The organism is Achromobacter sp. UBA2119 (genome assembly GCF_002331005.1).
GTDB lineage: Bacteria > Pseudomonadota > Gammaproteobacteria > Burkholderiales > Burkholderiaceae_B > Achromobacter > Achromobacter animicus.
On sequence record NZ_DCYD01000018.1, the window covers coordinates 390490 to 414437 of the forward strand.

General features: G+C 64.1%; 22 protein-coding genes and 4 tRNA genes. 15 read left to right on the forward strand and 11 right to left on the reverse strand.

The window, feature by feature from the left end:
- Positions 1-36 precede the first annotated feature (36 nt).
- Positions 37-2295 (reverse strand): NosR/NirI family protein, encoded by a 2259-nt coding sequence (locus B3098_RS22925; RefSeq protein ID WP_286899148.1) that lies wholly within the window; start codon positions 2293-2295, stop codon positions 37-39.
- Positions 2296-2563: 268 nt separating this feature from the next.
- Between B3098_RS22925 and azu the strand changes: the two genes are divergently transcribed.
- From azu to B3098_RS22940, 3 genes are all read left to right on the forward strand, one after another.
- The gene (gene azu / locus B3098_RS22930; protein ID WP_175124244.1) at positions 2564-3013 is read left to right on the forward strand and encodes an azurin; all 450 of its coding nucleotides are present in this window, start codon (positions 2564-2566) and stop codon (positions 3011-3013) included.
- A gap of 239 nt (positions 3014-3252) precedes the next feature.
- Positions 3253-4839, forward strand: a complete 1587-nt coding sequence (locus B3098_RS22935) for a TerC family protein (protein ID WP_175124243.1) — start codon at positions 3253-3255, stop codon at positions 4837-4839.
- A gap of 19 nt (positions 4840-4858) precedes the next feature.
- Positions 4859-5722: an undecaprenyl-diphosphate phosphatase gene (locus B3098_RS22940; RefSeq protein WP_286899152.1), complete on the forward strand. Its 864-nt coding sequence runs from the start codon at positions 4859-4861 to the stop codon at positions 5720-5722.
- Between the two features lie 88 nt (positions 5723-5810).
- On the opposite strand, the gene B3098_RS22945 is transcribed toward B3098_RS22940, so the two are convergent.
- The 3 genes from B3098_RS22945 to B3098_RS22955 all read right to left on the reverse strand — a co-directional run bounded on the left by B3098_RS22945 (position 5811) and on the right by B3098_RS22955 (position 7904).
- Positions 5811-6584 (reverse strand): UDP-2,3-diacylglucosamine diphosphatase, encoded by a 774-nt coding sequence (locus tag B3098_RS22945; RefSeq protein WP_279976024.1) that lies wholly within the window; start codon positions 6582-6584, stop codon positions 5811-5813.
- Positions 6577-7086, reverse strand: coding sequence for a peptidylprolyl isomerase (locus B3098_RS22950; protein ID WP_175124240.1), 510 nt, complete (start codon positions 7084-7086; stop codon positions 6577-6579). Before B3098_RS22950 ends, B3098_RS22945 begins: the two co-directional genes overlap by 8 nt.
- A gap of 134 nt (positions 7087-7220) precedes the next feature.
- Entirely contained in the window at positions 7221-7904 is a 684-nt protein-coding gene (locus B3098_RS22955; RefSeq protein ID WP_175124239.1) for a tetratricopeptide repeat protein, read from the reverse strand.
- Positions 7905-8247: 343 nt separating this feature from the next.
- Here B3098_RS22955 and cysS point away from each other — a divergent pair, with 343 nt between their 5' ends.
- The 6 genes from cysS to B3098_RS22985 all read left to right on the forward strand — a co-directional run bounded on the left by cysS (position 8248) and on the right by B3098_RS22985 (position 14201).
- A complete protein-coding gene (gene cysS, locus B3098_RS22960; RefSeq protein ID WP_218344558.1) occupies positions 8248-9702 on the forward strand; it encodes a cysteine--tRNA ligase in 1455 nt (484 codons plus the stop codon).
- A 20-nt stretch (positions 9703-9722) separates the two neighbouring features.
- Positions 9723-10367 (forward strand): DNA-3-methyladenine glycosylase family protein, encoded by a 645-nt coding sequence (locus B3098_RS22965; protein WP_175124237.1) that lies wholly within the window; start codon positions 9723-9725, stop codon positions 10365-10367.
- A gap of 36 nt (positions 10368-10403) precedes the next feature.
- Positions 10404-11369, forward strand: a complete 966-nt coding sequence (locus B3098_RS22970) for an acetyl-CoA carboxylase carboxyltransferase subunit alpha (protein WP_175186447.1) — start codon at positions 10404-10406, stop codon at positions 11367-11369.
- A 156-nt stretch (positions 11370-11525) separates the two neighbouring features.
- Positions 11526-12503, forward strand: a complete 978-nt coding sequence (gene tilS / locus B3098_RS22975) for a tRNA lysidine(34) synthetase TilS (protein ID WP_286899297.1) — start codon at positions 11526-11528, stop codon at positions 12501-12503.
- A 250-nt stretch (positions 12504-12753) separates the two neighbouring features.
- Entirely contained in the window at positions 12754-14019 is a 1266-nt protein-coding gene (locus B3098_RS22980; RefSeq protein WP_175124234.1) for an aspartate kinase, read from the forward strand.
- A gap of 89 nt (positions 14020-14108) precedes the next feature.
- Positions 14109-14201 (forward strand) — tRNA-Ser (locus B3098_RS22985).
- A gap of 159 nt (positions 14202-14360) precedes the next feature.
- Here B3098_RS22985 and mnmH read toward each other — a convergent pair.
- Positions 14361-15407, reverse strand: coding sequence for a tRNA 2-selenouridine(34) synthase MnmH (gene mnmH, locus B3098_RS22990; RefSeq protein ID WP_286899155.1), 1047 nt, complete (start codon positions 15405-15407; stop codon positions 14361-14363).
- A 541-nt stretch (positions 15408-15948) separates the two neighbouring features.
- Here mnmH and B3098_RS22995 point away from each other — a divergent pair.
- A complete protein-coding gene (locus B3098_RS22995) occupies positions 15949-16464 on the forward strand; it encodes a DUF2199 domain-containing protein (protein ID WP_286899156.1) in 516 nt (171 codons plus the stop codon).
- A gap of 73 nt (positions 16465-16537) precedes the next feature.
- On the opposite strand, the gene acpA is transcribed toward B3098_RS22995, so the two are convergent.
- Entirely contained in the window at positions 16538-18274 is a 1737-nt protein-coding gene (gene acpA, locus B3098_RS23000; protein WP_286899159.1) for an acid phosphatase, read from the reverse strand.
- Positions 18275-18491: 217 nt separating this feature from the next.
- On the opposite strand from acpA, the gene B3098_RS23005 reads away from it, so the two are divergent.
- Both B3098_RS23005 and B3098_RS23010 read left to right on the forward strand, forming a co-directional pair.
- Positions 18492-18568, forward strand: a tRNA-Arg gene (locus B3098_RS23005).
- Between the two features lie 161 nt (positions 18569-18729).
- Positions 18730-18806: transfer RNA gene (locus B3098_RS23010), tRNA-Arg, on the forward strand.
- 239 nt (positions 18807-19045) lie between these two features.
- On the opposite strand, the gene B3098_RS23015 is transcribed toward B3098_RS23010, so the two are convergent.
- The gene (locus B3098_RS23015; protein ID WP_175124230.1) at positions 19046-19267 is read right to left on the reverse strand and encodes a DUF3079 domain-containing protein; all 222 of its coding nucleotides are present in this window, start codon (positions 19265-19267) and stop codon (positions 19046-19048) included.
- Between the two features lie 166 nt (positions 19268-19433).
- Between B3098_RS23015 and B3098_RS23020 the strand changes: the two genes are divergently transcribed.
- A tRNA-Arg gene (locus B3098_RS23020) sits at positions 19434-19510 on the forward strand.
- Positions 19511-19666: 156 nt separating this feature from the next.
- Here the strand turns inward: B3098_RS23020 and B3098_RS23025 are convergent.
- Positions 19667-20263, reverse strand: a complete 597-nt coding sequence (locus B3098_RS23025) for a short chain dehydrogenase (RefSeq protein WP_175124229.1) — start codon at positions 20261-20263, stop codon at positions 19667-19669.
- Positions 20264-20391: 128 nt separating this feature from the next.
- Here B3098_RS23025 and B3098_RS23030 point away from each other — a divergent pair, with 128 nt between their 5' ends.
- The gene (locus tag B3098_RS23030; RefSeq protein WP_218344564.1) at positions 20392-21276 is read left to right on the forward strand and encodes a LysR family transcriptional regulator; all 885 of its coding nucleotides are present in this window, start codon (positions 20392-20394) and stop codon (positions 21274-21276) included.
- A gap of 35 nt (positions 21277-21311) precedes the next feature.
- Here the strand turns inward: B3098_RS23030 and B3098_RS23035 are convergent, their stop codons facing one another.
- The 3 genes from B3098_RS23035 to B3098_RS23045 form a co-directional block, all read right to left on the reverse strand.
- On the reverse strand, positions 21312-21560 hold the full coding sequence (locus B3098_RS23035) for a hypothetical protein (protein WP_286899162.1): 249 nt from the start codon (positions 21558-21560) through the stop codon (positions 21312-21314).
- Positions 21561-21656: 96 nt separating this feature from the next.
- The gene (locus B3098_RS23040) at positions 21657-22259 is read right to left on the reverse strand and encodes a helix-turn-helix domain-containing protein (protein ID WP_286899164.1); all 603 of its coding nucleotides are present in this window, start codon (positions 22257-22259) and stop codon (positions 21657-21659) included.
- A 98-nt stretch (positions 22260-22357) separates the two neighbouring features.
- The gene (locus tag B3098_RS23045) at positions 22358-23146 is read right to left on the reverse strand and encodes an SIR2 family NAD-dependent protein deacylase (RefSeq protein ID WP_279975940.1); all 789 of its coding nucleotides are present in this window, start codon (positions 23144-23146) and stop codon (positions 22358-22360) included.
- A gap of 166 nt (positions 23147-23312) precedes the next feature.
- On the opposite strand from B3098_RS23045, the gene B3098_RS23050 reads away from it, so the two are divergent.
- A complete protein-coding gene (locus B3098_RS23050) occupies positions 23313-23927 on the forward strand; it encodes a cysteine dioxygenase (protein ID WP_286899167.1) in 615 nt (204 codons plus the stop codon).
- The last annotated feature ends 21 nt before the right edge of the window (positions 23928-23948 follow it).

Sequence of the window (23948 nt, forward strand, 5' to 3'; positions counted from 1 at the left end):
GGACGGCGCAGTGCGCCGCGGTACGAAAACCGTGTTTCACGATTCCCGGTTGGGGCGATTTGCCGAGTTGGGCGTCGGCATGCGGTGCAGAACGACTTCCTGCACCGACGGCTCAGGGGGCGGAGCCGGGCGCCGCTCACGCTTAGCCTGCTTCTGGATCAGGTGAGGGCACTTTTGTTTGTGGTGGTAAAGCATTTGGCAGTGCAGGCACTGGATGCACTCGTTCGGGTTGATTTCGCCGGAGGGGTCGATCGCCTGAACGGGGCATTCGATGTTGCAGCGCTGACAGGGGTTGCCGCAGTCGCGGTAGCGCTTGAGCCAATTGAAGATGCGCAGGCGGGCGGGGATGGCCAGCGCGGCGCCCAGCGGGCAGAGGTAGCGGCAGAAGAAGCGTTCGATGAAGAGGCCCGCGGCCAGCAGCGCCACGGCGAACAGCACGAAGGGCCAGTGGCGCACGAAGTGCAGGATGATCGCGGTCTTGAAGGGTTCGACTTCGGCCAGTTGTTCGGCGACCGCCAGGTCGTACAGCGAGAAGCCGAAGAGCAGCAGGAAGATCACGTACTTGAACGTGGACAGGCGCTGCGCCACGCCGTGGCGGATCTTGAGCTGGCGCACGCCAAGCCGCCGGGCGATGCGGTTGGTCAGTTCCTGCAGCGCGCCGAACGGGCACAGCCAGCCGCAGAACGCGCCGCGGTTCCAGAACACCATGGAGATGGCGGTGGCGCACCACAGGATGAACACCAGCGGGTCCATCAGGAAGTATTCCCAGCGGAAGTCTGTGCGCAGGGCCGAGAAGAACGTCAGTACGTTCACGATGGACAACTGCGCCTGCCCGTACCAGCCGATCCAGAACAGCGCGAAGGCCAGGAACGCGAGGCGCAGGCGGTCGTGCAGCAACGGGCGCGACGTCAGTTGATCCTGGAAGAAGAAGATGCCGACCAGCACCGTCAGGGCGACGGTCAGGATGGCGATCTGGCCGGCCTTGCCTTGCCAGATTTGCTTCCACAACGCGGGCGGGGCGGTTTCGACGTCGGGCGAAAGCGCGGGTGCAGTGGCGGGATGGCCTGCTGCTGCGGGTGCGGTCGGCGGCGCGACGGCGCGGGTGTAGGCCGTGGGCAGGTCATACGGCAGGTCGAACGTGACGAACGCCTTGTCCGACACGCTGAGCACGCGCTGCACCATCAGTTGCAGGCGCCACGGTTTGACCGGGTCGAGCGAGGCATCCTCGGGCACGACAAAGAGGGCGACTTCGCGCAGCGCCGGCGCGCCCTTGGCGTTGACGTCGGCCAGCCGCTGGTGGTTGCGGTCGCGGAACCGGAAGGCGCTTTCGTCCTGGATGACCTCGATGCGGTCGAAGATGCCGCCGCGCACGTAGCCCGAACCCTTGAACGAATAGAGACCATTGCCGGCGACCAGCACGGCCTGCTGGCCGGGCTTGAGGCGTTCTTTCAGGCGCTGCCAGCCGATGTCGCCCAGCAGGCTGCGGCCGATGGACGGAGCGCTGACCAGTGCGGCGTACAGGTCGATGAAGGTGTCGTCGGGGCCGCCTTCGCCGTGTTCGGCGGCGTCCTTGCGGCCGGATCGCAGAAACGCCTGGTTGACGTCGTCGGGCGTCAGGCGCAGGTTCTTCACGGCGCCGGCGTCAAGCAGTTCCTGCCAGGTCTGCACGGTGTCTTTGCTTTCGTCGATGACGCGGGTTGCCACTGGTTGCGCGGCCTGGCGCGGCGCGCCCGACTTGTCGATGCCGTGGGCGCGCGCCACCGCGATGGCGGACCGCGTGATCGTGTCGCCGATCACCATCAGCGTGACCGTGGCGCCGCTGACGATATCGACGGGCGGCGGCGCGCCGTGCCGGGGCGGGGCGTCGACGAAGTTCAGGCCGACGTAGCCCTGGATGAAGTGGTCGACCTTGGCTTGTGGGATGCCGATCAGCACGATGGGCTCGTGGTGTTCGACCAGCTTTGCGCCCATGATGCGGCCGCTGTCGGAAAGCCCCACCAGCACGTCGATGGGTTTGCTGGAGTAGCCGCGGGTGTTGACGACGTCGGTGGTCAGGTAGACAAGGCCCAGCGGCTTGTTGCCCGCAAACACGCGGGCAATTGCGGGCTTGCCTTCGACGGGACCGGTGCGGTCGGCGCCGGGAAATACGTCTGTGATAGGTGTGCTGGCCAGGAAGTCAGGCAGGCGCTGCGCCTGCGCGGTTTGCGCCAGGAACAGACAGGAAAGCCATAAAACAATGAACGCGGCCTGAATGTATTTTGTGAACCGGTGGGGTACTTCGGTACTGCCGCGCATGCTGAACTCTGTTCGTCGTGTTTGCTTACGGGCATCCTACGAACATGCACTCAGGATCGGATTGCGGTTTGTCAATCTGCCAGAGTCGAAGGCCTAATAGCCCTACGAAATGTAGGGGAAGTTCCTGAGTTTTGAGGGGTATCCGCAGGGGGTGTTGATAGATGTCAAGAGTGCGAGGGGAAGGCAGTCCTACACTGATCCGCGGCGGCAACGGCGTCTGCATCTGGCTGGCGTACGTGCATCGACCGCTGTGTCATCGGAGAATTTCATGCTGGCAAAAGCCACCCTCGCCATCCTTCTTTCCGCCTCCAGCCTGCCCGTGCTGGCCGCGCAATGTGAAGCCACCGTCGAAAGCAACGACGCCATGCAGTTCAACGTCAAGGAAATCGTGGTCGACAAGAGCTGCAAGGAATTCACGGTCAACCTCAAGCACGTCGGCAAAATGGCCAAGGTCGCAATGGGCCACAACTGGGTCCTCACCAAGGAAGCCGACAAGCAGGCCGTCGCCACGGACGGCATGGGCGCCGGGCTGGCACAAGACTACGTCAAGGCGGGCGACACCCGCGTCATCGCCCACACCAAAGTCATCGGCGGCGGTGAATCCGACTCCGTCAAGATCGACGTCTCCAAGCTCGCCGCTGGCGAAAACTACGCATTCTTCTGCTCCTTCCCCGGCCACTGGGCCATGATGAAGGGCACGCTCAAAGTCGGCGGCTGATGTCCCGACGGGTCTGTTGAGACAAGCAAGAGCCGGCCGGGGGGCCGGCTTTTTCATGCCCGCAACGTTTGACGCGCGGCGCGCGTAAACCGGGACACACGGCCCGTTTCAGGCGCTTGCAAGCCTTAGTCCATTCGGCCCAAAGCCTCTGTCTATCAGGCTTACGGAGGGGATGCGTCACCGGCATGTCATGGATTTTCCATGTACGATTACCGGTCGTGTAACTTCTGGAGCTCCTGATGGAGTGGCTGCTGGACCCCGCTGCGTGGGTCGGCTTGCTTACCCTGGTCGTCCTTGAGATCGTCCTGGGCATTGATAACCTGATTTTCATCGCCATCCTGGCGGACAAGCTGCCGCCCGCGCAGCGCGATCGCGCGCGCATCATGGGCCTGAGCCTCGCGCTGATCATGCGCCTGGGCCTGTTGTCCGTCATGTCATGGCTGGTCACGCTGACTACCCCCCTGTTCAATATCGGTCCGCTATCGCCCTCGGGGCGCGACCTGATCCTGATGGTGGGCGGCCTGTTCCTGTTGTTCAAGGGCACCATGGAACTGCACGAGCGCCTGGAAGGCAGCATGCACACCGGCTCGTCCGGCCCGCGGGTCTATGCCAGCTTCTGGGTGATCGTCACGCAGATCGTGGTGCTGGATGCGGTGTTCTCGCTGGACTCGGTCATTACCGCCGTCGGCATGGTGGATCACCTGGCCATCATGATGATCGCGGTCATCATTGCCATCGGCATCATGCTGATCGCGTCCAAGCCGCTGACGCGCTTCGTCAACGCCCACCCGACGGTGGTGGTGCTGTGCCTGGGCTTTTTGCTGATGATCGGCTTTTCGCTCCTGGCCGAAGCCTTCGGCTTCAAGGTGCCCAAGGGCTATCTGTACGCCGCCATCGGGTTCTCGGTTGCCATCGAGGCGCTCAACCAGGTGGCGCGCCGCAACCTGCTCAAGCTCGACGCCCGTTTTCCCATGCGCGAACGCACCGCCTCGGCCGTGCTGCGCATGCTGGGCAAGCGGCCGCCGGCCAGCGACGAACCCGACCTGCCCAATGCCGGCAGCCCGGCAGTACAGGCCTTCGGGGTCGAAGAACGCAACATGGTCAGCGGCGTGCTGACGCTGGCCGAGCGTTCCATCCGTTCCATCATGACGCCGCGCACGGACGTTTCCTGGATCAATATCGACGACGATCCCGACAACATCCGCCGCCAGCTCACCGAGGCGCCGCACAGCTTCTTTCCGGTGTGCCGCGGCTCGCTGGACGAAGTGCTGGGCATCGGCCGCGCCAAGGATCTGATCGCGGACCTGATCACCGAGGGCCGGGTGCGCCGCAACCGTCTGCGCGATCCCATCATCGTGCACGAGTCGATCGGCATCCTGCGCCTCATGGACACCCTCAAGCGCTCGCGCGGCCAGCTCGTGCTGGTAGCTGACGAGTTCGGCGCCATCGAGGGGCTGGTGACGCCGATCGACGTTTTCGAGGCCATCGCCGGCGAATTCCCCGACGAAGACGAGCTGCCCGACATCGTGGCGGACGGCGACAACACCTGGAAGATCGACGGGGCGGCCGACCTGCACCACGTCGAGCAGGTGCTTGAAACCGAAGGCCTGGTCGACGACGCCCAGGACTTTTCCACGCTTGCGGGCTATCTGCTCTCTCGCTTCGGACACCTGCCCAAGCCGGGCGACGTGTGCGAATACCAGATCCATCACCAGCATTTCCGCTTCGAAGTCCTGGAAATGGATGGCCGCCGCATCGCGCTGGTGCGTGTCGAGAAGCGCCCCGAAGAGCATTTTCCTGACGAAGCAACCCTAGCCAACGACTAACAGAGAGAGACCCCAGCCCGTGACCGAGAACTCGCTCTATCTGATCAAAGCATTCATCCTTGGCATCCTGGAAGGCCTGACTGAATTCATCCCCGTGTCCAGCACGGGCCACCTCATCCTGGTCGGCGACTGGCTCAATTTCGATTCGGGCGACGGCAAGGTGTTCGAGGTGGTCATCCAGCTTGGATCCATCCTTGCCGTGATGTGGGTTTTCCGAGCCCGGCTGCTCAAGCTGATCCGCGGCACGCTGACGGGCGAGCCCAGCGAGGTGGCCTTCACCCGCAACCTGATCCTGGCGTTCCTGCCGGCGGCGGTGATCGGCGCGATCTTCATCAAGACCATCAAAGCGGTGTTCTACCACCCGGCGGTGGTCGTGGTGACGCTGGTGCTGGGCGGGCTGATCATGCTGTACGTCGAACGCCGCACGCGCCACACGCCGGGCGATGCGCCGGGCGCCGCCGACGACACCGCCTCGGACGAGCGCGCGTCGGCCCACACGCTGGAACAGATCACCTGGAAGCAGGCGCTGGGCGTGGGCGTGGCGCAGTGCTTTGCGATGATTCCCGGCACCTCGCGGTCGGGCGCCACCATCATCGGCGGCATGATCGCCGGCATCCAGCGCAAGACGGCCACCGAATTCTCGTTCTTCCTGGCCATGCCGACCATGCTGGGCGCGGCGGCCTACGACATGTACAAGAACTTCGGCCTGCTGACCCAGCACGACCTGTCGGGCATCGCCGTGGGCTTCATCGCGGCGTTCCTGAGCGCCATGGTGGTGGTGCGGGCCGTGCTGCGCTTCGTGGCCAACCACACGTACCGCGTGTTCGCCTGGTACCGGATCATCTTCGGCGGCATCGTGGCGGCCTGGATCTTCACGCGCTGATTCCTCTCGCCACACGGCGATCGCAGAAAGAAAAAGGGCCGCTTTCTCAAGCGGCCCTTGTTTTTGTCCGGCGTGGGACGGGTGGCGTCTACGCTTCCGTTTCCAGGTCGTAGAACTGCAGCCCGTCGCGGTCAATGACCAGCCAGCCGCCGCGCGGCGGCGACACGTGATCGCAGTCCCAATCGGGCAGCACCCAGCGCTCGCGCTTTTGGCCGTCGACATCGAGCACGTGGCGGTTGGGGCGATGCGTGTGGCCATGCACCAGCACGCGAACGCCCGTCTCGCGGAAGATCGATTCGATGGCGTCCGCGTTGACGTCCATGATTTCCATGGACTTCGTCTGGTTGGCCGCCTGGCTCTCGCCCCGTGCCTGCTGCGCCATGGCCAGCCGCTCGGGAATGGTCTTGGCCAGGAATTCGGCCTGCCATTGCGGGTTGCGGACCATCTTGCGGAACTGCTGGTAGGCGGCGTCGTCCGTACAGAACTCGTCGCCGTGCGTCAGCAGGACCTGGCCGAAATCGGTTTCCAGCAGTGCCGGCTCGGGCAGCAGGCTGGCGCCCACGGCCTTTGCCAGTTCCTCGCCGATGAGGAAATCGCGGTTGCCGCGCCCCAGCCAGACCGGGATGCGGCCGGCCGTATTGCGCAGCGCCACCAGTACCGTGGCAAGCCACGGCGGGGCGGCGCGGATCACGTCGTCGCCAATCCAGGCGTCGAAGATGTCGCCGGGCAGCAGCAGGGCTGCCGCCTCTTCCTCTGCCGCCTGCAGAAAGGCCAGGAAGGCCTCCGAGGTGGCCGGCGTGGCCGGCCCCAGGTGCAGGTCGGATGCCAGCCAGACCGGGCCGGGCAGGGAGATCTTATTCAAGAACTTCGGCCTTCTCGATGATGACGTCTTCGTTCGGCACGTTCTGGTGGAAGCCCTTGTTGCCGGTCTTCACGCCCTTGATCTTGTCGACCACGTCCTGGCCTTCGGTGACGGCGCCGAACACGGCGTAGCCCCAGCCGTTCGGCGTGGGCGACGTGAAGTTCAGGAAGTCGTTATTGGACACGTTGATGAAGAACTGGGCGGTGGCCGAGTGCGGATCGCTGGTGCGGGCCATGGCCAGGGTGTACTTGTCGTTCTTCAGGCCGTTGTTGGCCTCGTTTTCGATCGGGGCGTGGGTCTGCTTCTGCTTCATGCCGGGTTCGAAGCCGCCGCCCTGGACCATGAAGCCGTCGATCACGCGATGGAACACGGTGCCGTTGTAGAAGCCTTCCTTGACGTAGGTCAGGAAGTTTTCAACGGACTTGGGCGCCTTGGCGGCGTCCAGGGTGATGACCATGTCGCCTTGGTTCGTTTGAAGCTTGACGCGGGGATTGGTGCTCATGGTTTTGGTGCCTTCGGAGGTGGAGGGAGAAGAAGAGGCTGCGGGGGCGGCGCTGACGAACGCCGGAGCGAATGCAGCCAGTGCGAACGAGCACGCCGTCAGGCGCAGCAGGTGAAGAGGGGAGTAACGGGACATCATTTGCCTTGTTTATCCTTCAACATTGTTTCAACTTCGCGGACCTTTTCCCGCATGCCAGGCACGCCGTCGCCGGCGGCCTCCTTGTAGGTTCGCAAGGCCTGCAGCAGTTGCAGGTCGCCGAGGTTGGCGCGGGCGGCGGCGTAGTTCGGGTCTGCGCGCAATGCCATCTGGAGGGCATCCTGCGCACGGTCGAGTTCGCCGCGTCCAGCATATAGAGCTGCCAGATTGTTCCAGGGTTCCGGCAATTCCGGGAACCGCGTGGTCATATCGTTGTAGATGTCGATGGCTTCGTTCGTGCGGTCCAGGGCGGCGAGGGCGCGCGCATGCTGGAACATGAGCTGTACGTCGGTGCCGCGCTGGTCCTTGATCTCGGCCTGGCGCTTTTCGATCATCGCCAGCGCTTCCGCGTTTTCGCCACGGTTCAGCATGCGCTCGATGTGCGTCGTGATCTGCGACGCGGAGGGGATCAGCCGGGTGTCCACGCTGGGCTTGGCGGCTTCCAGCAGATTGGCCAGAGCGTCCCAGCCGCCCTCAGGCGGAATCGGGTCCAGGGTGGTGCGGGTGGCGTTAGGGTTTTCTCCCGCACCGCCGCTCATCGACTGGGCGAGGGCGACGCCCGCCGGCGCGCCGGCCAAGGCCAGGGCGAGCAGGGCAACGCAAAAACGCGGCTTGATAGTCACGTGGGCTTTCCGTTAAAAGTCTTGGCCGGCTGGCGCTTACGCGCGCGACCGGGCCGCTTGCTATACTTGACGACCGCCATTTTAGCCCCGGTTGCGTTTTTGGCTCGACCATCGCGTTCAAGGCAGTAGGGAATAGGGGCCACCGGAAGAATACGGGCCATCGATCCCGCACGGACAGCACTGCCGGGACAGACTGCCAGGACTGCACTGCCAATGGACTGCACTGCCATCGGGGCGGCAATGTAAATGGGGCGGCGAATTGGGCGGCACGCGTTGACGGTATGTTCCGTCGACAGCAACTTTCCGAAACCGCCACGGAACACTAAACGAAACCTATCGCGCCATGCTGCAAATCTACAACACGTTATCGCGTACCAAAGAACCGTTCAAACCGGCCCAGGCCGGCCAGGTGCGCATGTACGTGTGTGGCATGACCGTGTATGACTTCTGCCATCTGGGCCACGCCCGCATGCTGGTGTCGTTCGACGTCGTGCAGCGCTGGCTGCGCGCCAGCGGCTTGTCGGTTGACTATGTGCGCAACATCACGGACATCGACGACAAGATCATCCGCCGCGCCGTGGAAACGGGCCGCCGCATCGGCGAAGTCACCGAGTTCTACATCGACGCCATGCATGCCGACGAGCGCGCGCTGGGCGTCGAATCGCCTGATCGCGAACCCCGCGCCACGCAGTACGTGGGCGAGATGCTCGACATCATCGGCAAGCTCGAAACCAACGGGCTGGCCTACCAGGCCGAAGACGGCGACGTGAATTACGCCGTGCGCGGTTTCCCCGGCTACGGCAAGCTGTCCGGCAAGACGCTCGATGACCTGCGCGCCGGCGAGCGCGTGGCGGTGGGATCCAGCAAGCGCGACCCGCTCGATTTCGTCCTCTGGAAGTCCGCCAAGGCCGAAGAACCCGCCGACACCAAGTGGGAATCGCCGTACGGCCTGGGCCGCCCGGGCTGGCACATCGAGTGCTCGGCCATGAGCAAGTCGCTGCTGGGTCTGCCCCTGGACATCCATGGCGGCGGTCCGGACCTGAAATTCCCGCACCATGAAAACGAGATCGCCCAGACCGAGGGCGCGTTCGGCGGCACGCTGGCCAACATCTGGATGCACTGCGGCCCGCTCATGGTCGATTCGGACAAGATGTCCAAGTCCCTGGGCAACTTCCGCACCATCCGCCAGACCGTCGCGCAGAATGACCCGGCGGCGGACCAGTCCGAGTACCAGGTGAACCCGCGCGAAGCGGAAATGGTGCGCTTCTTCATTGTGCGCAACCATTACCGCAGCCCGCAGAACTACACGCCGGACAACCTGATCGACGCGCAGAACGCGCTGGATCGCCTGTACCAGGCCCTGCAAAACGTGCCGGCCGACGATCAGGGCATTGACTGGAACGAGCCTCAGGCGCAGGCCTTCAAGGCCGCGATGGACGACGACTTCAATAGCTCGGGCGCCGTGGCCGCGTTGTTCGAACTGGCCTCCGAGGCCAACCGCACCAAAAGCGCGCGCAGCGCCGGTCAGATGAAGGCCCTGGCTTCGCTGCTGGGCCTGCTGCAGCAGGCGCCCGCCACGTACTTCCAATCCGCCACCCGCTATTCCGCGGCCGCTATCGAGCAAGGCGCGCGCAGCACGCTGGATGCCGACGCCATCCAGTCCCTGATCGACGCGCGCGCGGCCGCCAAGGCTGCCCGCAACTTTGCCGAAGCCGACCGCATCCGCGCCGAGCTGCGCGAATCCGGCATCGAGCTGGACGACAAACCGGGCGGCCTGACGCAATGGCGCCGCGCGTGACCCCGCAGGATACGCCGGACATGTCCACCGCAGATCTCGAGATTCCCAAGCCTGAATACTGGGAGGCCGCCGTGGCGCACCTGATGCGCCGCGACCGCATTCTGAAAAAGATCATCCCCCAGCACCCGGAGGTCTGGCTGACCTCGCGCGGCACGCCGTTCATCACGCTGGCGCGGGCGATCATCGGGCAACAGATTTCCCCGAAGGCGGCCGATGCCGTCTGGACCAAGTTCATCGACGCCGTGGGCAAACGCCCCACGCCCGTCGCCGTGCTGCGCGTTGGCCTGGACGGCCTGCGCAAGGCCGGACTGTCGCAACGCAAGGCCGAATATGTGCTCGACCTGGCCGTGCATTTCGGCGAGCGCCGGGTCCATCCCGAGAAATGGGCGGCCATGGACGACGAGGCCGTCATTTCGGAACTGGTCGCCATCCGCGGCATCGGACGCTGGACGGCGGAGATGTTTTTGATTTTCAATCTACAGCGGCCTGATGTCCTGCCGCTGGATGATCCCGGGTTGCTCAAGGCAATCTCGCTACACTATTTCAGCGGCGAGCCTGTCTCTCGCTTCGAGGCTCGCGAAGTCTCGTTGGCGTGGCAGCCCTGGCGTACCGTGGCGACCTGGTATCTGTGGCGCAGTCTGGAACCGACGCCGGTCCAATACTGACGCAAACCAGGCAGCCCATCTACGGAACCACACTACATGCGCAATACATTTTTGGAATTTGAACAGCCGCTCGCCGAGCTTGAGAACAAGATCGAGCAGCTGCGCTATGTGCAGGCCGATTCGGCGGTAGACATCTCCGATGAAATCGGACGTCTGCAGCAGAAGAGCCAGACGCTCGCCAAGGAGATCTACGCCAAGCTCACGCCCTGGCAAACGGCGCTTGTCGCGCGTCACCCCCAGCGTCCCTACACGCTGGACTACGTGCGCGAAATGTTCACCGACTTCCATGAACTGCACGGCGACCGCATGTACGCCGACGACCAGTCCATCGTGGGCGGCCTGGCGCGCTTCAACGGCACGCCGTGTATGGTCATCGGCCACCAGAAGGGCCGCGACACCAAGGAGCGCGCCGCGCGCAACTTCGGCATGCCGCGCCCCGAGGGTTATCGCAAGGCCCTGCGCCTGATGCGCCTGGCTGAAAAATTCGGCATTCCCGTCTTCACCTTCGTGGACACCCCGGGCGCCTATCCCGGCATCGGCGCCGAAGAGCGCGGCCAGTCCGAAGCCATCGGCCACAATCTTTACGCCATGGCCGAACTGAAAGTCCCGTTGATCTGCACGATCATCGGCGAAGGCGGTTCGGGCGGCGCGCTGGCCATTGCCGTCGGCAACGCCGTGCTGATGCTGCAATACGCCACCTACGCCGTGATTTCGCCGGAAGGCTGCGCCTCGATCCTCTGGCGCAGCGCCGACAAGGCCCCCGAGGCCGCCGACGCGCTGGCCATCATCGCGCCCCGTCTGAAGGATCTGGGTCTGGTGGATCGCGTGGTCAACGAACCCGTGGGCGGCGCTCATCGCGACCCCCGCGTCATGGCCCGCCTCTTGCGCCGCGCGCTCGGCGACGCCCTGCGCCAGCTTCAGGGCATGACCCCCGAACAGCTCGTCGAGCAGCGCCTTGAGCGCGTGCGCTCGTACGGCGCCTTCCAGGAAGTGCGCGCGTAAAGCGGGCAGGGCGCCGGCCCTTTGCCGGCGCCGCGGCCCCCGCGCCCTTGCACGCTCATGACTGACGTCTCGCCGCCCGGCAGCCATCCCCGGGCCGACGCGGGCGCCATTCCCTCCCTGCCCATCTCCACCGCGCTTGCCGCGGCGTTGCGCCAGATGCTCCAGGCACTGCCCGAGCGTCCGCGCCGCATTGCCGTGGCCTTCAGCGGCGGCGCGGACTCGGCCATGCTGGCCGTACATGCGGCCGCCGTCGCGCCGCTGCTGGGCATCGAGGTGATGCTTTTCCATGTGCACCACGGTTTGCAGGCGCAGGCCGATGAATGGGCGCAACACGGCCAAGCCCTGGCCGCAAGACTGTCGGTCCCGCTTATCGAGGCGCGCGTGCAGGTCGAGCCGGCCAGCGGCAAGGGCATCGAAGCCGCCGCGCGCGATGCGCGGTATGCCGCGCTCGCCCGGTTGGCGCAGGAGCACGCCGTCCACCACATCCTGCTCGCCCACCATCGCAACGATCAGGCGGAAACCGTGTTGCTGCGCCTGCTGCGCGGGACCGGGCTGTCGGGCATGGCGGCCATGGCGCCGGTAACGCAGCGCGATGGCGTGTCGTACGTGCGCCCGTGGCTTGAGCAGGATCGCCGCGCGATTCTTCAGGCGGCAGATGACGTAGAGGCAGCCATCGGCTGGCGCGCCGTGCAGGACCCCACCAATGCCGATCCGCGCTACACCCGTGCCGCACTGCGTGAATTGCTGGCGCCCGTGCTGGATGCGCGCTGGCCCGGCTGGCGCGGCATCGTCGCGCGCCATGCGCGGCACATGGCCGAAGCGGCAGAGATTCTGGACGAAGTCGCCCGTGAAGATTTCGCCCGGCTGGATCCCGGTGCCGATGACGCCAGTTTTTCGTTGCAGGCGTGGCGCGGACTATCGCCCGCCCGTCAGTCGCAGGTGTTGCGGTATTGGCTGGAGCGAAATGGGGCGCGGATGCCCACCGACGCGCGCATGGCGGACCTGCTGAGGCAGTTGCGTGGCCTGCACAGCCTGGGCCATGACCGGCAATTGCGAGTGGAGCAGGCGGGCCACGTGATTCGATGTCACCGCGGCCGCGTGTGGGTGGAGCGCCGGGGGCAGGCCGGTTTGTAGGTCAGGATGTAAGGTGGTATGCAGGCCGGTACGTAAGCCGGTACGTAAGCGCGATCGGAACCCGGTTCGGACGCCGGTTTGCGACAGGAGGTCAGCTACTCCGATTTGGGGCGGTATCGACAAGCCCGACACCGTATTCACCCCGAAAATGGACATAAATCTGCGCAAACTGCGCAAATTTTTACCGTCGCGCTAGAATATATGGTTTTGCCCGTCAACACTTGCGGCGGGTGTCCAGCCAGAGTACGAGATGTCCCTGATCGTTCACAAATATGGCGGTACTTCGATGGGCTCGGTCGAGCGCATCAGAAACGTGGCGCGTCGCGTCGCAAAGTGGCACGCCGCCGGCCACCAGGTTGTTGTTGTTCCGTCCGCCATGGCGGGCGAGACGAATCGTCTGCTGGGCTTGGCGCGCGAGCTCTCGCCCCAGCCCGACGGCCGCGAACTCGACATGATCGCCGCCACCGGCGAGCAAGCCAGCAGCGGCCTTCTGGCCATTGCCTTGCAGGCCGAGGGCGTGTCAGCGCGCAGCTATGCCGGTTGGCAAGTGCCCGTGCGCACCGATTCGTCTTTCACGAAAGCCCGCATCACGTCCATCGACGACGCCCGCGTGCGCGCTGATCTGGACGCCGGCCGTGTGGTCATCGTGACGGGCTTCCAGGGCATCGACCCTGACGGCCACATCACCACGCTGGGCCGTGGCGGCTCCGACACCTCGGCTGTGGCCGTGGCGGCCGCCATCAAGGCCGACGAATGCCTGATCTACACCGACGTGGACGGCGTCTACACGACCGATCCGCGCGTCGTGCCCGAAGCGCGCCGCATGTCCGTCGTTTCCTTCGAGGAAATGCTGGAAATGGCCTCGCTGGGCTCCAAGGTCCTGCAGATCCGCTCGGTCGAGTTCGCTGGCAAATATCGTGTTCCGGTCCGGGTCCTGTCCTCGCTGACCGACCCCCTTATCCCGCTCGACGAAGAAATGGTCTCGGGCACGCTGATTACTTTTGAGGAAGACGAAAAAATGGAAGCCGCCGTTGTCTCCGGCATCGCCTTCAGCCGCGACGAAGCCAAAATCACCCTGCTAGGCGTTCCCGACAAACCCGGCATCGCATTCTCCATTCTGGGTCCCGTCGCCGCCGCCAACATCGACGTCGACATGATCGTGCAGAACCAGTCCGTGGCCGGCACGACCGACTTCTCGTTCACCGTGAACCGCAACGAATTCACGCGCGCCGTCGACCTGCTCAAGCGCGAAGTCATCCCCGCCGTCGGTGCCCGTGAACTGTCCACCGACGAAAAGGTCGCCAAGGTCTCCATCGTCGGCATCGGCATGCGCTCGCACGTCGGCGTCGCCAGCCTGATGTTCCAGACGCTCTCGCAAGAGGGCATCAACATCCAGATGATCAGCACCAGCGAAATCAAGACCTCGGTCATCATCGACGACAAGTACATGGAACTGGGCGTGCGCGCACTGCACAAGGCCTTCGGTCTGGACCAGGCGCCGGCCACCAAGGTCTGATGAATCAGGTCCGGCACGATTTTTTTGCGTGAACGCCCCGATCGCGGGCAAGAGCCAAAAAAATCGTGCTAGAATCTCGTTCTCTTTTCGGAGACGTGCCCGAGAGGCTGAAGGGGCTCCCCTGCTAAGGGAGTATGTGGCTAAAAACTGCATCGTGGGTTCGAATCCCACCGTCTCCGCCAAAGACACTTGCACCAGTGAACCAAGGTTGCCTCAAGACCCGCATAGCTTATTGCTCTGCGGGTTTTTTGTTTTCTACGCGGTAATTGTGCGCGTTTGACCACGCGTAGCCGTCGTCCTGGTTGTAGTTGTAGTCCTAGTCTCGATACGGTTGCGGTGATCTACGTCTTTCTTCCGATCAACGCCCGCGCCTGTTCCACCACATCCGCGTCGTTCGGCCGGAAATCCACCTGCACTGCTTGCGCAAGGTGCACGAAGTGCGATTGCGAACTGCGCGCGTACGCCGGGTCGTAGTGCCTGTCGATCAGTTCGCGCGCCAGGTCTTCGCGGCGCCCTTCGTCCACCAGCGTTATCCAGCCCTTGATGGTTTCTCGGCTGTGCAGTCCCAACATGCGCTGCAACTGCGCCTTGAGCCAATCCGGCGTGTCGAACAGTCGCGCGTAATCCTGCTGCAGGAAGCGCGTGCGGTCGTCGCGGCTGGCGCGGACTTCGACACAGTCACCCTGATGCATGGCATGCAGCAAGGATGCGGGCAGTTCCACCGCGCCGATCTTGCGGCTTTCTGCTTCGACGAACACCGGTTGGCTGGCGTCGAGTTCGCGCAGCCTGACTGCGAGCAGCGTGTCGAAGCGCTTCTGCGTGGGCTGCTCCGCGCCGGGCAATGCGCCCAGCAGCGAACCCCGATGGGAGGCAAGGTCTTCCAGGTCCAGCGTCTGCGCGCCTGCGTCACGCAGCGCGTGCAACAGGCGCGTCTTGCCGCTGCCGGTGGGGCCGGTCAGTACGACGAAGCGCAGCGGTTGTGGGAGCGTTTGCAGACCGTCCAGGGTGGCGCGCCGGTAAGTCTTGTAGCCGCCGTCGAGTTGCCGGGCGCGCCAGCCGATCATGTTGAACATCAACGTCATCGAGCCCGACCGCTTGCCGCCTCGCCAGCAGTAGATCAGCGGACGCCAGCCTTGCGGGCGGTCGGCGAAGGTGGTTTCCAAATGGCGGGCGATGTTGCGAGCGACGATGGCCGCGCCCGCGCGGGATGCTTCGAAGGGAGATACCTGCTTGTACATCGTGCCGATCAGGGCGCGTTCTTCGTTGTCGAGCACTGGCGCGTTGCGGGCGCCCGGAATGTGATCGTCGGCGTATTCCAGCGGCGTGCGCACGTCGATGATTTCGTCGAAATCATCGACTTTGTCCAGACTGACAAGCAGGTGTTTCACGCGGACCGTCCCTCGGTAAGTCGGTCCGCAATTTTCGCACGCTGCGGTGTCGTGTCGGGTCTTCTTGGGAGGCGGATAGCTTGGCAGCCCTTGCCAGGATGAGGTGTCTAACACCCGGGTGACCCTGCTTCAATCTTGAAGTGCTGCTATGCAGGTGCCAGACACCCAGACGCCACCTACTCGCGAAGCGTCATCACTGCAACGCAAAACACCGCGTAAGTCGCCGAAGGCCGCCCGCGCGGCCGATCGGGGACGGGCATCGCAAGATGCTTCGAATCTGAGAACCTCTGCACAATAATGCCAAGCACACCAACCGCCCCAGCGCCCGGCAGATTGCAAATGCTAGAGTCCGGTGCGGTGGCGGCCCGGGGTGCGCGGGGCGTCGATAAGCCCGAGGGAATCCGTAGGAGTCGCCGAAGGCGAGGACGAGGATGACGATGGGGCAGTCCGGAGCGAAGGCTCCGGACCGCAATCGTGGCCCCGCGCACCCCGGGACGCCACCGTGCCGGACGCCTCAAGAACCCACACCGAAAAAGTAGCAATGGACTTTTCCTTCAAGTGCACCACCTGCGACGAGTTCCACCACGGCCTGCCAAGCTTCGGCGCCGATGCGCCCGCAACGTATTACGCCGTCCCCCCCGAAGAACGAGACCAGCGTTGCGACCTGGGCAGCGACGATTGCGTAATCGACGAGCAGCACTTCTATGTGCGCGGCTGCATCGAGCTGCCGATCGCGGGCCACCCAGAACCCTTCGTGTGGGGCGTGTGGGTCTCGCTCAGTCTGCAAAGCTACGAGACGTGGGTGCGGATGTCGGACGAGGCAAAGCGTTCGCACACGCCGCCGTTGTTCGGCTGGCTTACGACGCGGCTCGATCCGTATCCCGACACGATCGGACTGAAGACGCACGTGCATCTTCGGGACGACGGCATCCGGCCGTACATCGAGCTGGAGCCCACGAGTCATCCGTTGGCGGTGGAGCAACGCGAGGGGATCACGACCGGCCGCGTTGCGGAGATCTATGCGCTGCTGGTGCACGGGCAGGCGGGCGCGGCGTAGAGAGGGCGATTCGCCCGACGGATCGCCGCCCGACGGATCGCCGCCCAACGAATCGCCGCACCGCCAGCCCGCGTCAGGCGCCGAACGTCAGCGCATTCGTCAGATCGCCCATCGCCGCTTGTCCTCGCGCCGTCATGGCGTCATCGCGCGCCTTCAAACCATCGAGCATCGGCAGGTCGAAGAGCCGCGTGGCAAGACGCAGGATGGAGCCCGTGTCGTAGATCGTGTGGTCCACCGTGCCCTTCTTGGCAAAGGGTGACACGATCACCGCCGGGATACGCGTGCCCGGGCCCCAACGGTCGCCTTGCGGCGGCGCAACGTGATCCCACCAGCCGCCGTTCTCGTCCACGGTGATCACCACCACCATGTTCTCCCACTGCTTGCTCTTCCTCAGGCTGTCCACGATGTGCGCGATGTGGCGATCACCCGAGTCCACGTCCGCGTATCCCGCGTGCATGTTCAGGTTGCCCTGCGGCTTGTAGAAGGTCATCGGCGGTAGCGTGCCCGCTTCGGCGTCGGTCAGGAATTTGTTGGTGGAATTGAGATCACCCAGGCCGCCGTCGCGGATGTGCGCCGTGCGCGCCGCCGTGCCCGGCCCCGTGCTCTTGAAATAGTTGAACGGCTGGTGATGCGCCTGGAAGTTCGGCGACGACGGAAAGCCCGTGCTGGCCGTTGAATCGACGGCGGCTTTCCAACCGCCTGCATACCAAGCCCAGTCTAGGCCCTTCGCACTCATCAGATCACCGATGTTGGCATGCGTTTGCGGAACCATCGTTTGCGGGCTGGCCGGATCCGCCAGTGTCGGATCGGTGGCATCGCGGCTGAACGACGGCCAGTAGGGCGGGGCCATCGTATTGACGCCATAGCCGTCGGGCGTGAGCGCGCTGGCGCCGAACTGCGGGATGCCGGTCAGCGCGCTGGCGGGTGACGTGGCCTTGGGTTCCAGGCGCGGATCGGTGGGGTCCGCGCTTTGCAGTTGCGCGATCTGCGTCTTGGCGACCGACGTGGCGGCGTCGGGATAGAAAGGCGGACGCGCCGCGACCAGGTACTGATGGTTCAGGAACGAACCGCCAAAAGCGCCCTGGAAGAAGTTGTCGCACAGCACGAATTCCTGCGCCAGCTTCCACAGCCGCAGGTTGTACGCCGAATCGCTGTAGTGCCCCATGACGAGCGCGCCGGAATCAGCCCACGCGACGAACTTGTCGTTCTTGCCGCCGTTGATCTGCATCTGGTTCTGGTAGAACACGTGCCAAAGGTCGCGCGTCACCACCCCTTGCGGCAGCGGCTCGCCTTGCGGTCCCAGCAGCGCGAAGGGCGCGTTGGACAGGTTGTTCATGTAGGCCGCGGCCTGATCCACCTGATAGGTGACGTGGTTGGCCTGCTGCGACGTCGGCACCATGCCGTTCCAGACCGGCGGCAGCACGGGCAGCGGCGTGCCGTCGCGATCGAGCTGCGTGTAGTCGGCCGGCGTCAGCGCGGACAGCGGCTTTTCCACGCCGGGGAAGTTGGCGAACAGATTGTTGAAGCTGCGGTTCTCGGCAAAGATCACCACCAGCGTTTTGACGTTGTCGCGCAGCTGCGTGGTGAGGTCAGGAGCGGGGGCGGGCGTGGGTTCGGGCGCAGGCGCTGGGGCGGGCGCCGCAGGACTGTCATCGTCGTCGTTGGAGCATCCGGACAGCGCGCCCATCGCGGCTGCGCTCGCGCCGAGTGCGGCAATGCCGGTCAGAAAGCCGCGGCGCGTGGCGCGCACCGGCGTCGTGCTGGGGGCGTCCTGGGAAGGTTCTCCAGTGCTTTTGTCTTTGTCGGACATGAAAGGTCTCTTGAGCTTGCGGATGACGTGGCGCACTGTCATTGCGTCACGAAGATCGCCGGATGACAGCCGGCATCGTTAACGGCCGCTAGGCTAAAGAGACAACGTTCTATCGATGTGACCATCCGCTGTCGGGAAGCTGTACGCAGACATCCGCGCGCCTTCCGACTTGCGCATCCCGTGAAACAACGCTATTATTCAAGGCTTGCTTTTTCAAGCGCCCGTAGCTCAGCTGGATAGAGTACCTGGCTACGAACCAGGGGGTCGTAGGTTCGAATCCTGCCGGGCGCGCCAAGTTCTTTTTTGTGTTGTTTGCGTTTTACGCAGACCTGCCGGAAAGGGAATAAAAAGCAGGCGTAGTGAAGTACAAGTTGCCGCAAGAAGTTCTGCGATAAGTTTTACTGCACTACAAACATGGCACGATTATTCTGATATAATTTTGCCTCTTTGCCGGAGCGCCCGTAGCTCAGCTGGATAGAGTACCTGGCTACGAACCAGGGGGTCGTAGGTTCGAATCCTGCCGGGCGCGCCAAACTTCACGGTCTAAACACCGCGATGTAAAAGCGGCAAAGAAAATGAAAAGGCCTTTGATCTTGAATCGAAGGCCTTTTTGTTTTGTGCGTCAAGTTGGTGGGGATACATCGGTGGGCGTACATCGGTGGGCATCAATAGGTGGGCATCAATAAGTGGGCATCAATAGGTGGGGCATCACACCGATGCACATCAAATAACTGCGCATCCCATCGATACATCCAATACCGCCCCATCGCATCAATGCGCAGCCTCTTCCTTTTCTTTCGATTGCGGCTTGTCGTCCGCTTCATCGAAGCCCCAATCTCCGAATAGATACCAATCTTCGCCGAGCGATTCCGCCGGGTGCATGGTGCGGCCCGAGCCGTTGCCACAGGCCATGGAATCGGTGGAGCAGTATCGGTCGCAACCCCAGCAGATGCGTTCGGGATGTTTGGGGTGCAGGGGAAATTTCTTGGCCATGCTGTCTGCCTGATGTGTTCTTGTTGAACTCAGCGTACTGCTGCCTGGCCGTGTGTTTCATTGACATCCCGCAAAGGCCGGGGCGCTGTCTGTGCCAGTACGCCATTTAAACGGGGTCGATTTGCATGGCACGGTTCTTTCGTGTTATAAACACGCCTCTTCCGGGGCGCCCGTAGCTCAGCTGGATAGAGTACCTGGCTACGAACCAGGGGGTCGTAGGTTCGAATCCTGCCGGGCGCGCCAACTTATTCGAGGCCATGCTTCTCAGCATGGTTTCAGCCAGAAAGACGCAGCAATGCGTACGCGAAAAGCGGCCTGATGAATGCATCAAGCCGCTTTTTTTTCTCCGCGTTTTTTGCCGCAGATTTTGCGCATGCTTGGCAGCTGCGACGCCCGCGATCACCACACGCGATACACCCGCCCCGTCTGCGCGCCTTCGACGCTGCGGCTGTACGCCAGCGCGACGCGGCTGGCCGGCGCCGCTTCGAAACCCTGGAAGTACGGACCATAGTTGTCCAGCGATTCTTCCAAGACCGTGGGGCTGACTGCGTTGATGCGGACGCCTTGCAGTTCTACCGCTGCACCACGCACGAAACCGTCGATGGCGCTGTTCACGGCCGCGGCATTGGCGCCAAAGCGGATGGGTTCATCGCTCAGGATGCCGCTGGTCAGCGTGATCGAGCCGCCCGCGTTGACGTAGTGCTGGCCGATCAGCGCCAAGTCGACCTGGCCCAGCAGCTTGTCATGCAGGCCGATCTTGAACTGATCCGCCGTCATCTCGGCAAGCGGCCCGAAATGCAGGCTGCCCGTAGCGGAAACGATCGCGTCGACCTTGCCCACGCGTTCAAACAGGTCGCGAATGCTGTCGCTGCGGGTCACGTCGACCTGATACTGGCCGCGGGTCTTGCCCACCGTGATGATGTCGTGCCGCTGGCCCAGCTCGCGGGCGATCGCGCTTCCGAGGGTGCCGCTTGCGCCGATGAGGATGATCTTCATGAGGTTCTCCGGGAATGCCGATAAAGCGCGCCGGCAGGACGCCGACGCATGGACGCATTCTGCGCGCCGTATTCCGCCCGAAAAATCCTAGAATTGTTGGATCAGTCAACACTCGGAGTGTGTAATCCATGGATCGTCTGCTCAGCATGGAAGTCTTTGTGGCGGTGGTGGAACTGGGCAGCCTGTCTGCCGCGGCAGCGCAGCTGGATATGTCGCCTGCGATGGCGGCCAAGCATGTCAAAGGCCTGGAAAACCGGCTGGGGCTGCGGCTGATGAACCGCACGACGCGGCGCCAGAGTCTGACAGAGGCGGGCCAGGCTTACTTCGCGCGCTGCAAGACAATCCTTGCCGACATCCGCGACGCAGAGCAGGGGGCTGAAGCGCTGCGCTCGGCGCCGCGCGGGCATCTGCGCATCACCTCGTCCGTATCGTTCGGATCCTTTGCGCTGGCGCCGGCCATCGCCGAATACCTGTCGATCTATCCGGACGTCAGCGTGGAGCTGTCGCTAAGCGACATGGTGGAGGACGTGGTGGCGTCGCGTTTCGATGTGGCGCTGCGCATCGGCGAGCCCGCGGATTCCGGCCTGGTGGCGCGCCGCATCGGCCTTTACCAGATGATCATCTGCGCGGCGCCCGCGTATCTGGCGCGGTACGGCACCCCGGCCGTGCCGGGCGATCTGTCGCGGCATCAGTGCCTGGATTTCTCGCATTGGAGCCGGCGCACCGGCTGGCGGCTTGGCACGGACGAGGGCGGAGAAATGGGGTATCCGACGGGGCGGTTCGTGTCGAACAACGGGCAGGCGCTCCGGCAGGCCGCGCTGGCGGGCTTTGGCATCGTGCTGCAGCCGGAGCTGCTGCTGGCCGACGACGTGCGCGCCGGCCGCCTGGTGCCTATCCTGCAGCCTTACTGGCCGGTGGCCCGGCCCATCACGCTGCTGTATGCGAAGGACCGCCAGGCTCCGCCGAAACTCACGACATTCGTGGATTTTGTCGTGACGCGTTTCGGGCGGTAGTGGCGGGCTGTCGTGGAGAGCGTTGGCGGCGGCTGTCAGGCGCGTCGTCGGTCCACTGCGGTCAGGGATGTGCCGCTTTTGAGAAGCTGGTAGGTCTGGCCGCCCAGCCATGCAACCTTTTCACCGGAACTGGTGCGGCAGACGCAGTGCATCTTGGGATCGAAGCGTGGCGTGCCCAGCGCGGAATATGCGCCAGGATCGGAAACGAAGCGTTCAATGCGATACAACGTGCCATCCGGCGATGTGGCGAGCACGTCGGTCAATCGTCTTGCGGTGCCGAGCATAATCAATACCTCCATGCGCGGGCCGTCAGGTGTCGGCGCCAAAGTCGTTTGAACAATTCATGGCGCGGGCGCGGGGCAATGCCGTCGCGCGCTGCGCTAATGAAACTGTCCTCCTAACAATGAATCATCGAGTTGTTCCGGCGAAACGCCGAGGGCTTCGGACACGCGGTCAAGAATGACCTGCCGGGGCCGCGGGCGGGGCCGTTCCAAATCAATATAGATGGAGTGATCGACGCCAAGCCGGGCAGCCATTTCAGCAGTGCTGATGTTCAGGTGCTCGCGCCAGGCGCGGATCAGGCTCCAATCGTTGCCGGTTTTTAGACTGACTACAGCGGGCGGCAGGCGCGCTTGAGCCCCCGCAAATGTCTTGCGAGAGGCGCGCGGCGCGGTGGCCGGCTTTTCATCGCTCGGGGCGGAGACGCTGTGCCGCGACTCGCCTCGAGGTGTGGTGTGCGCGGTGACGGCGAGAAAGACGGCGCCGCCATTCAACTGGCGGTATTCGTCGTTGCCCACCCAGCACAGCGTTTCGCCGTTATCGAGCTTGCATTCGCAATCCAGATGGGTATTGCTTGGCATGCCTTCAAGCAGGGCGATGGTTTCCGTGGTCGTGGCGTGACGCACCACACGGTGCAGCACACCGTCTGGCGAACGTACGAAGACGTCAGGAAGTCTCCAGGAAAACGGAATGATCATCTCCACAAGCGAAGCGCATTACACCACTGTATAGCGCGGTTGTAATGGTGAAAGTGAGGGTTTCCCCGCGAGTGTGGCGCAAGTGTCATAGACGTGTGATCCGGTTACGGCGGATCCTCACCAAACCTCGCTGCGGCAAGCACCTTGGGCATCATTTCGGCCGCGGCGCCGCGCAGGTTGTGGTGGGCCAGGCCGTCCAGGGGCGTCGCGGCCGGGTTGACCTGCACGACCGTGGCGCCGCCTGCGATGGCCAGCTGGGGCAGTTCTGCGGCGGGGTACACGAGCGACGAGGTGCCGATGCTGAACAGCAGGTCGCACTGTTGCACGGCAACGGTAGCGTCGCGCCAAGCCTGCGCGGGCAGGCTTTCGCCGAACCAGACGACGCCCGGCCGGACCGGGGCGCCGCAAGCCGTGCAGGCGGGCGGCGGGATGCGGCGGCCGGCATCGGGTTCTTCCGGTGTTTCCGTGGCAAAGGACTGGGGGGCGCCGCAGCGCGAACAGCGCGGCGCATGCAGGCTGCCGTGCAGATGCGTGACATCGCGGCTACCCGCGCGCTCGTGCAGGTCGTCCACGTTCTGCGTGATGACGGTCAGTTGGGGAACATGGCGGGCGAGCGTCGCGATGGCATGGTGTGCGGCGTTGGGCGAAGCGCGCAGGACCTGCGCGCGCCGCCATTCGTACCAGCCCCAGACGATGTCGGGATGCTTTTGAAAGGCTTCGGGCGTGGCCAGCGCCTGTGCGTCAAAGCGCGACCAGAGCCCGGTCAAGGCATCGCGGAACGTGGCGATGCCGCTTTCCGCGGAGACCCCTGCGCCCGTGAAGACGACGACGCGGCGCGCGTCGCGCAGCGCCCGCGCCAGCGGGGGCGGAATATCGTGATGCGTGTTTTTCATTTCCAACCTTGCAGACAGTCCGATACGCTGCACGCGCCGCCACGGGGATGTCAAGCGTGGTTGCGCGATGTCCGGCCGAGCCGGAAGCAGCAGACGCGTGCGTCGCCGTCCTGAATCGTGGATACTCTTTTTTCATTCTGGGATTTGATCCCACCGGAGACCTGCAATGCCTGAATCGACCACCGGCCTGGAACGGCTGCGCCGCTTTATCGCCACCGCGACGCGGCTGGCCACGCCGCAGGCGCTGGAGCAGAGCCCCGAACTTGAGGCAGCGTTCTCGGAACTGGTGAGCCACGACGATTGGCTGCCCGAAGCCTGTACCGCCCCGCACCCGCAGTTCTATCAGCAGTACCTGCTGCACTGCGATCCGCTGGAGCGCTTCTCGCTGGTGAGCTTTGTCTGGGGACCCGGCCAGTTGACGCCCGTGCACGATCACGAGGTCTGGGGCTATGTCGGCATGCTGCGCGGCTCGGAGATTAACCAGCGGTTCACGCGGGACGTCGACGGGCGTCTGGTCATGGCGGGCGAGCCCACGACGCTGCGGCCCGGCGATGTGGAGCGCCTGTCGCCGGCCGAGGGCGACATCCACCGGGTTTCCAACGCGTATCCCGACCGCGTCTCCATTAGCGTGCATCTGTATGGCGGCAACATTGGCGCCGTGTCGCGCCATGTGTACGACCCCGTCACCGGCGTCGCCAAGCCATTCGTCTCGGGCTATTCGTCGCCCACCCTGCCCAATTTGTGGGACCGCTCTGCCGCTGTCCGCGCCACGCTGGCCTAGCGCGGGCATTGCGGCAAATCC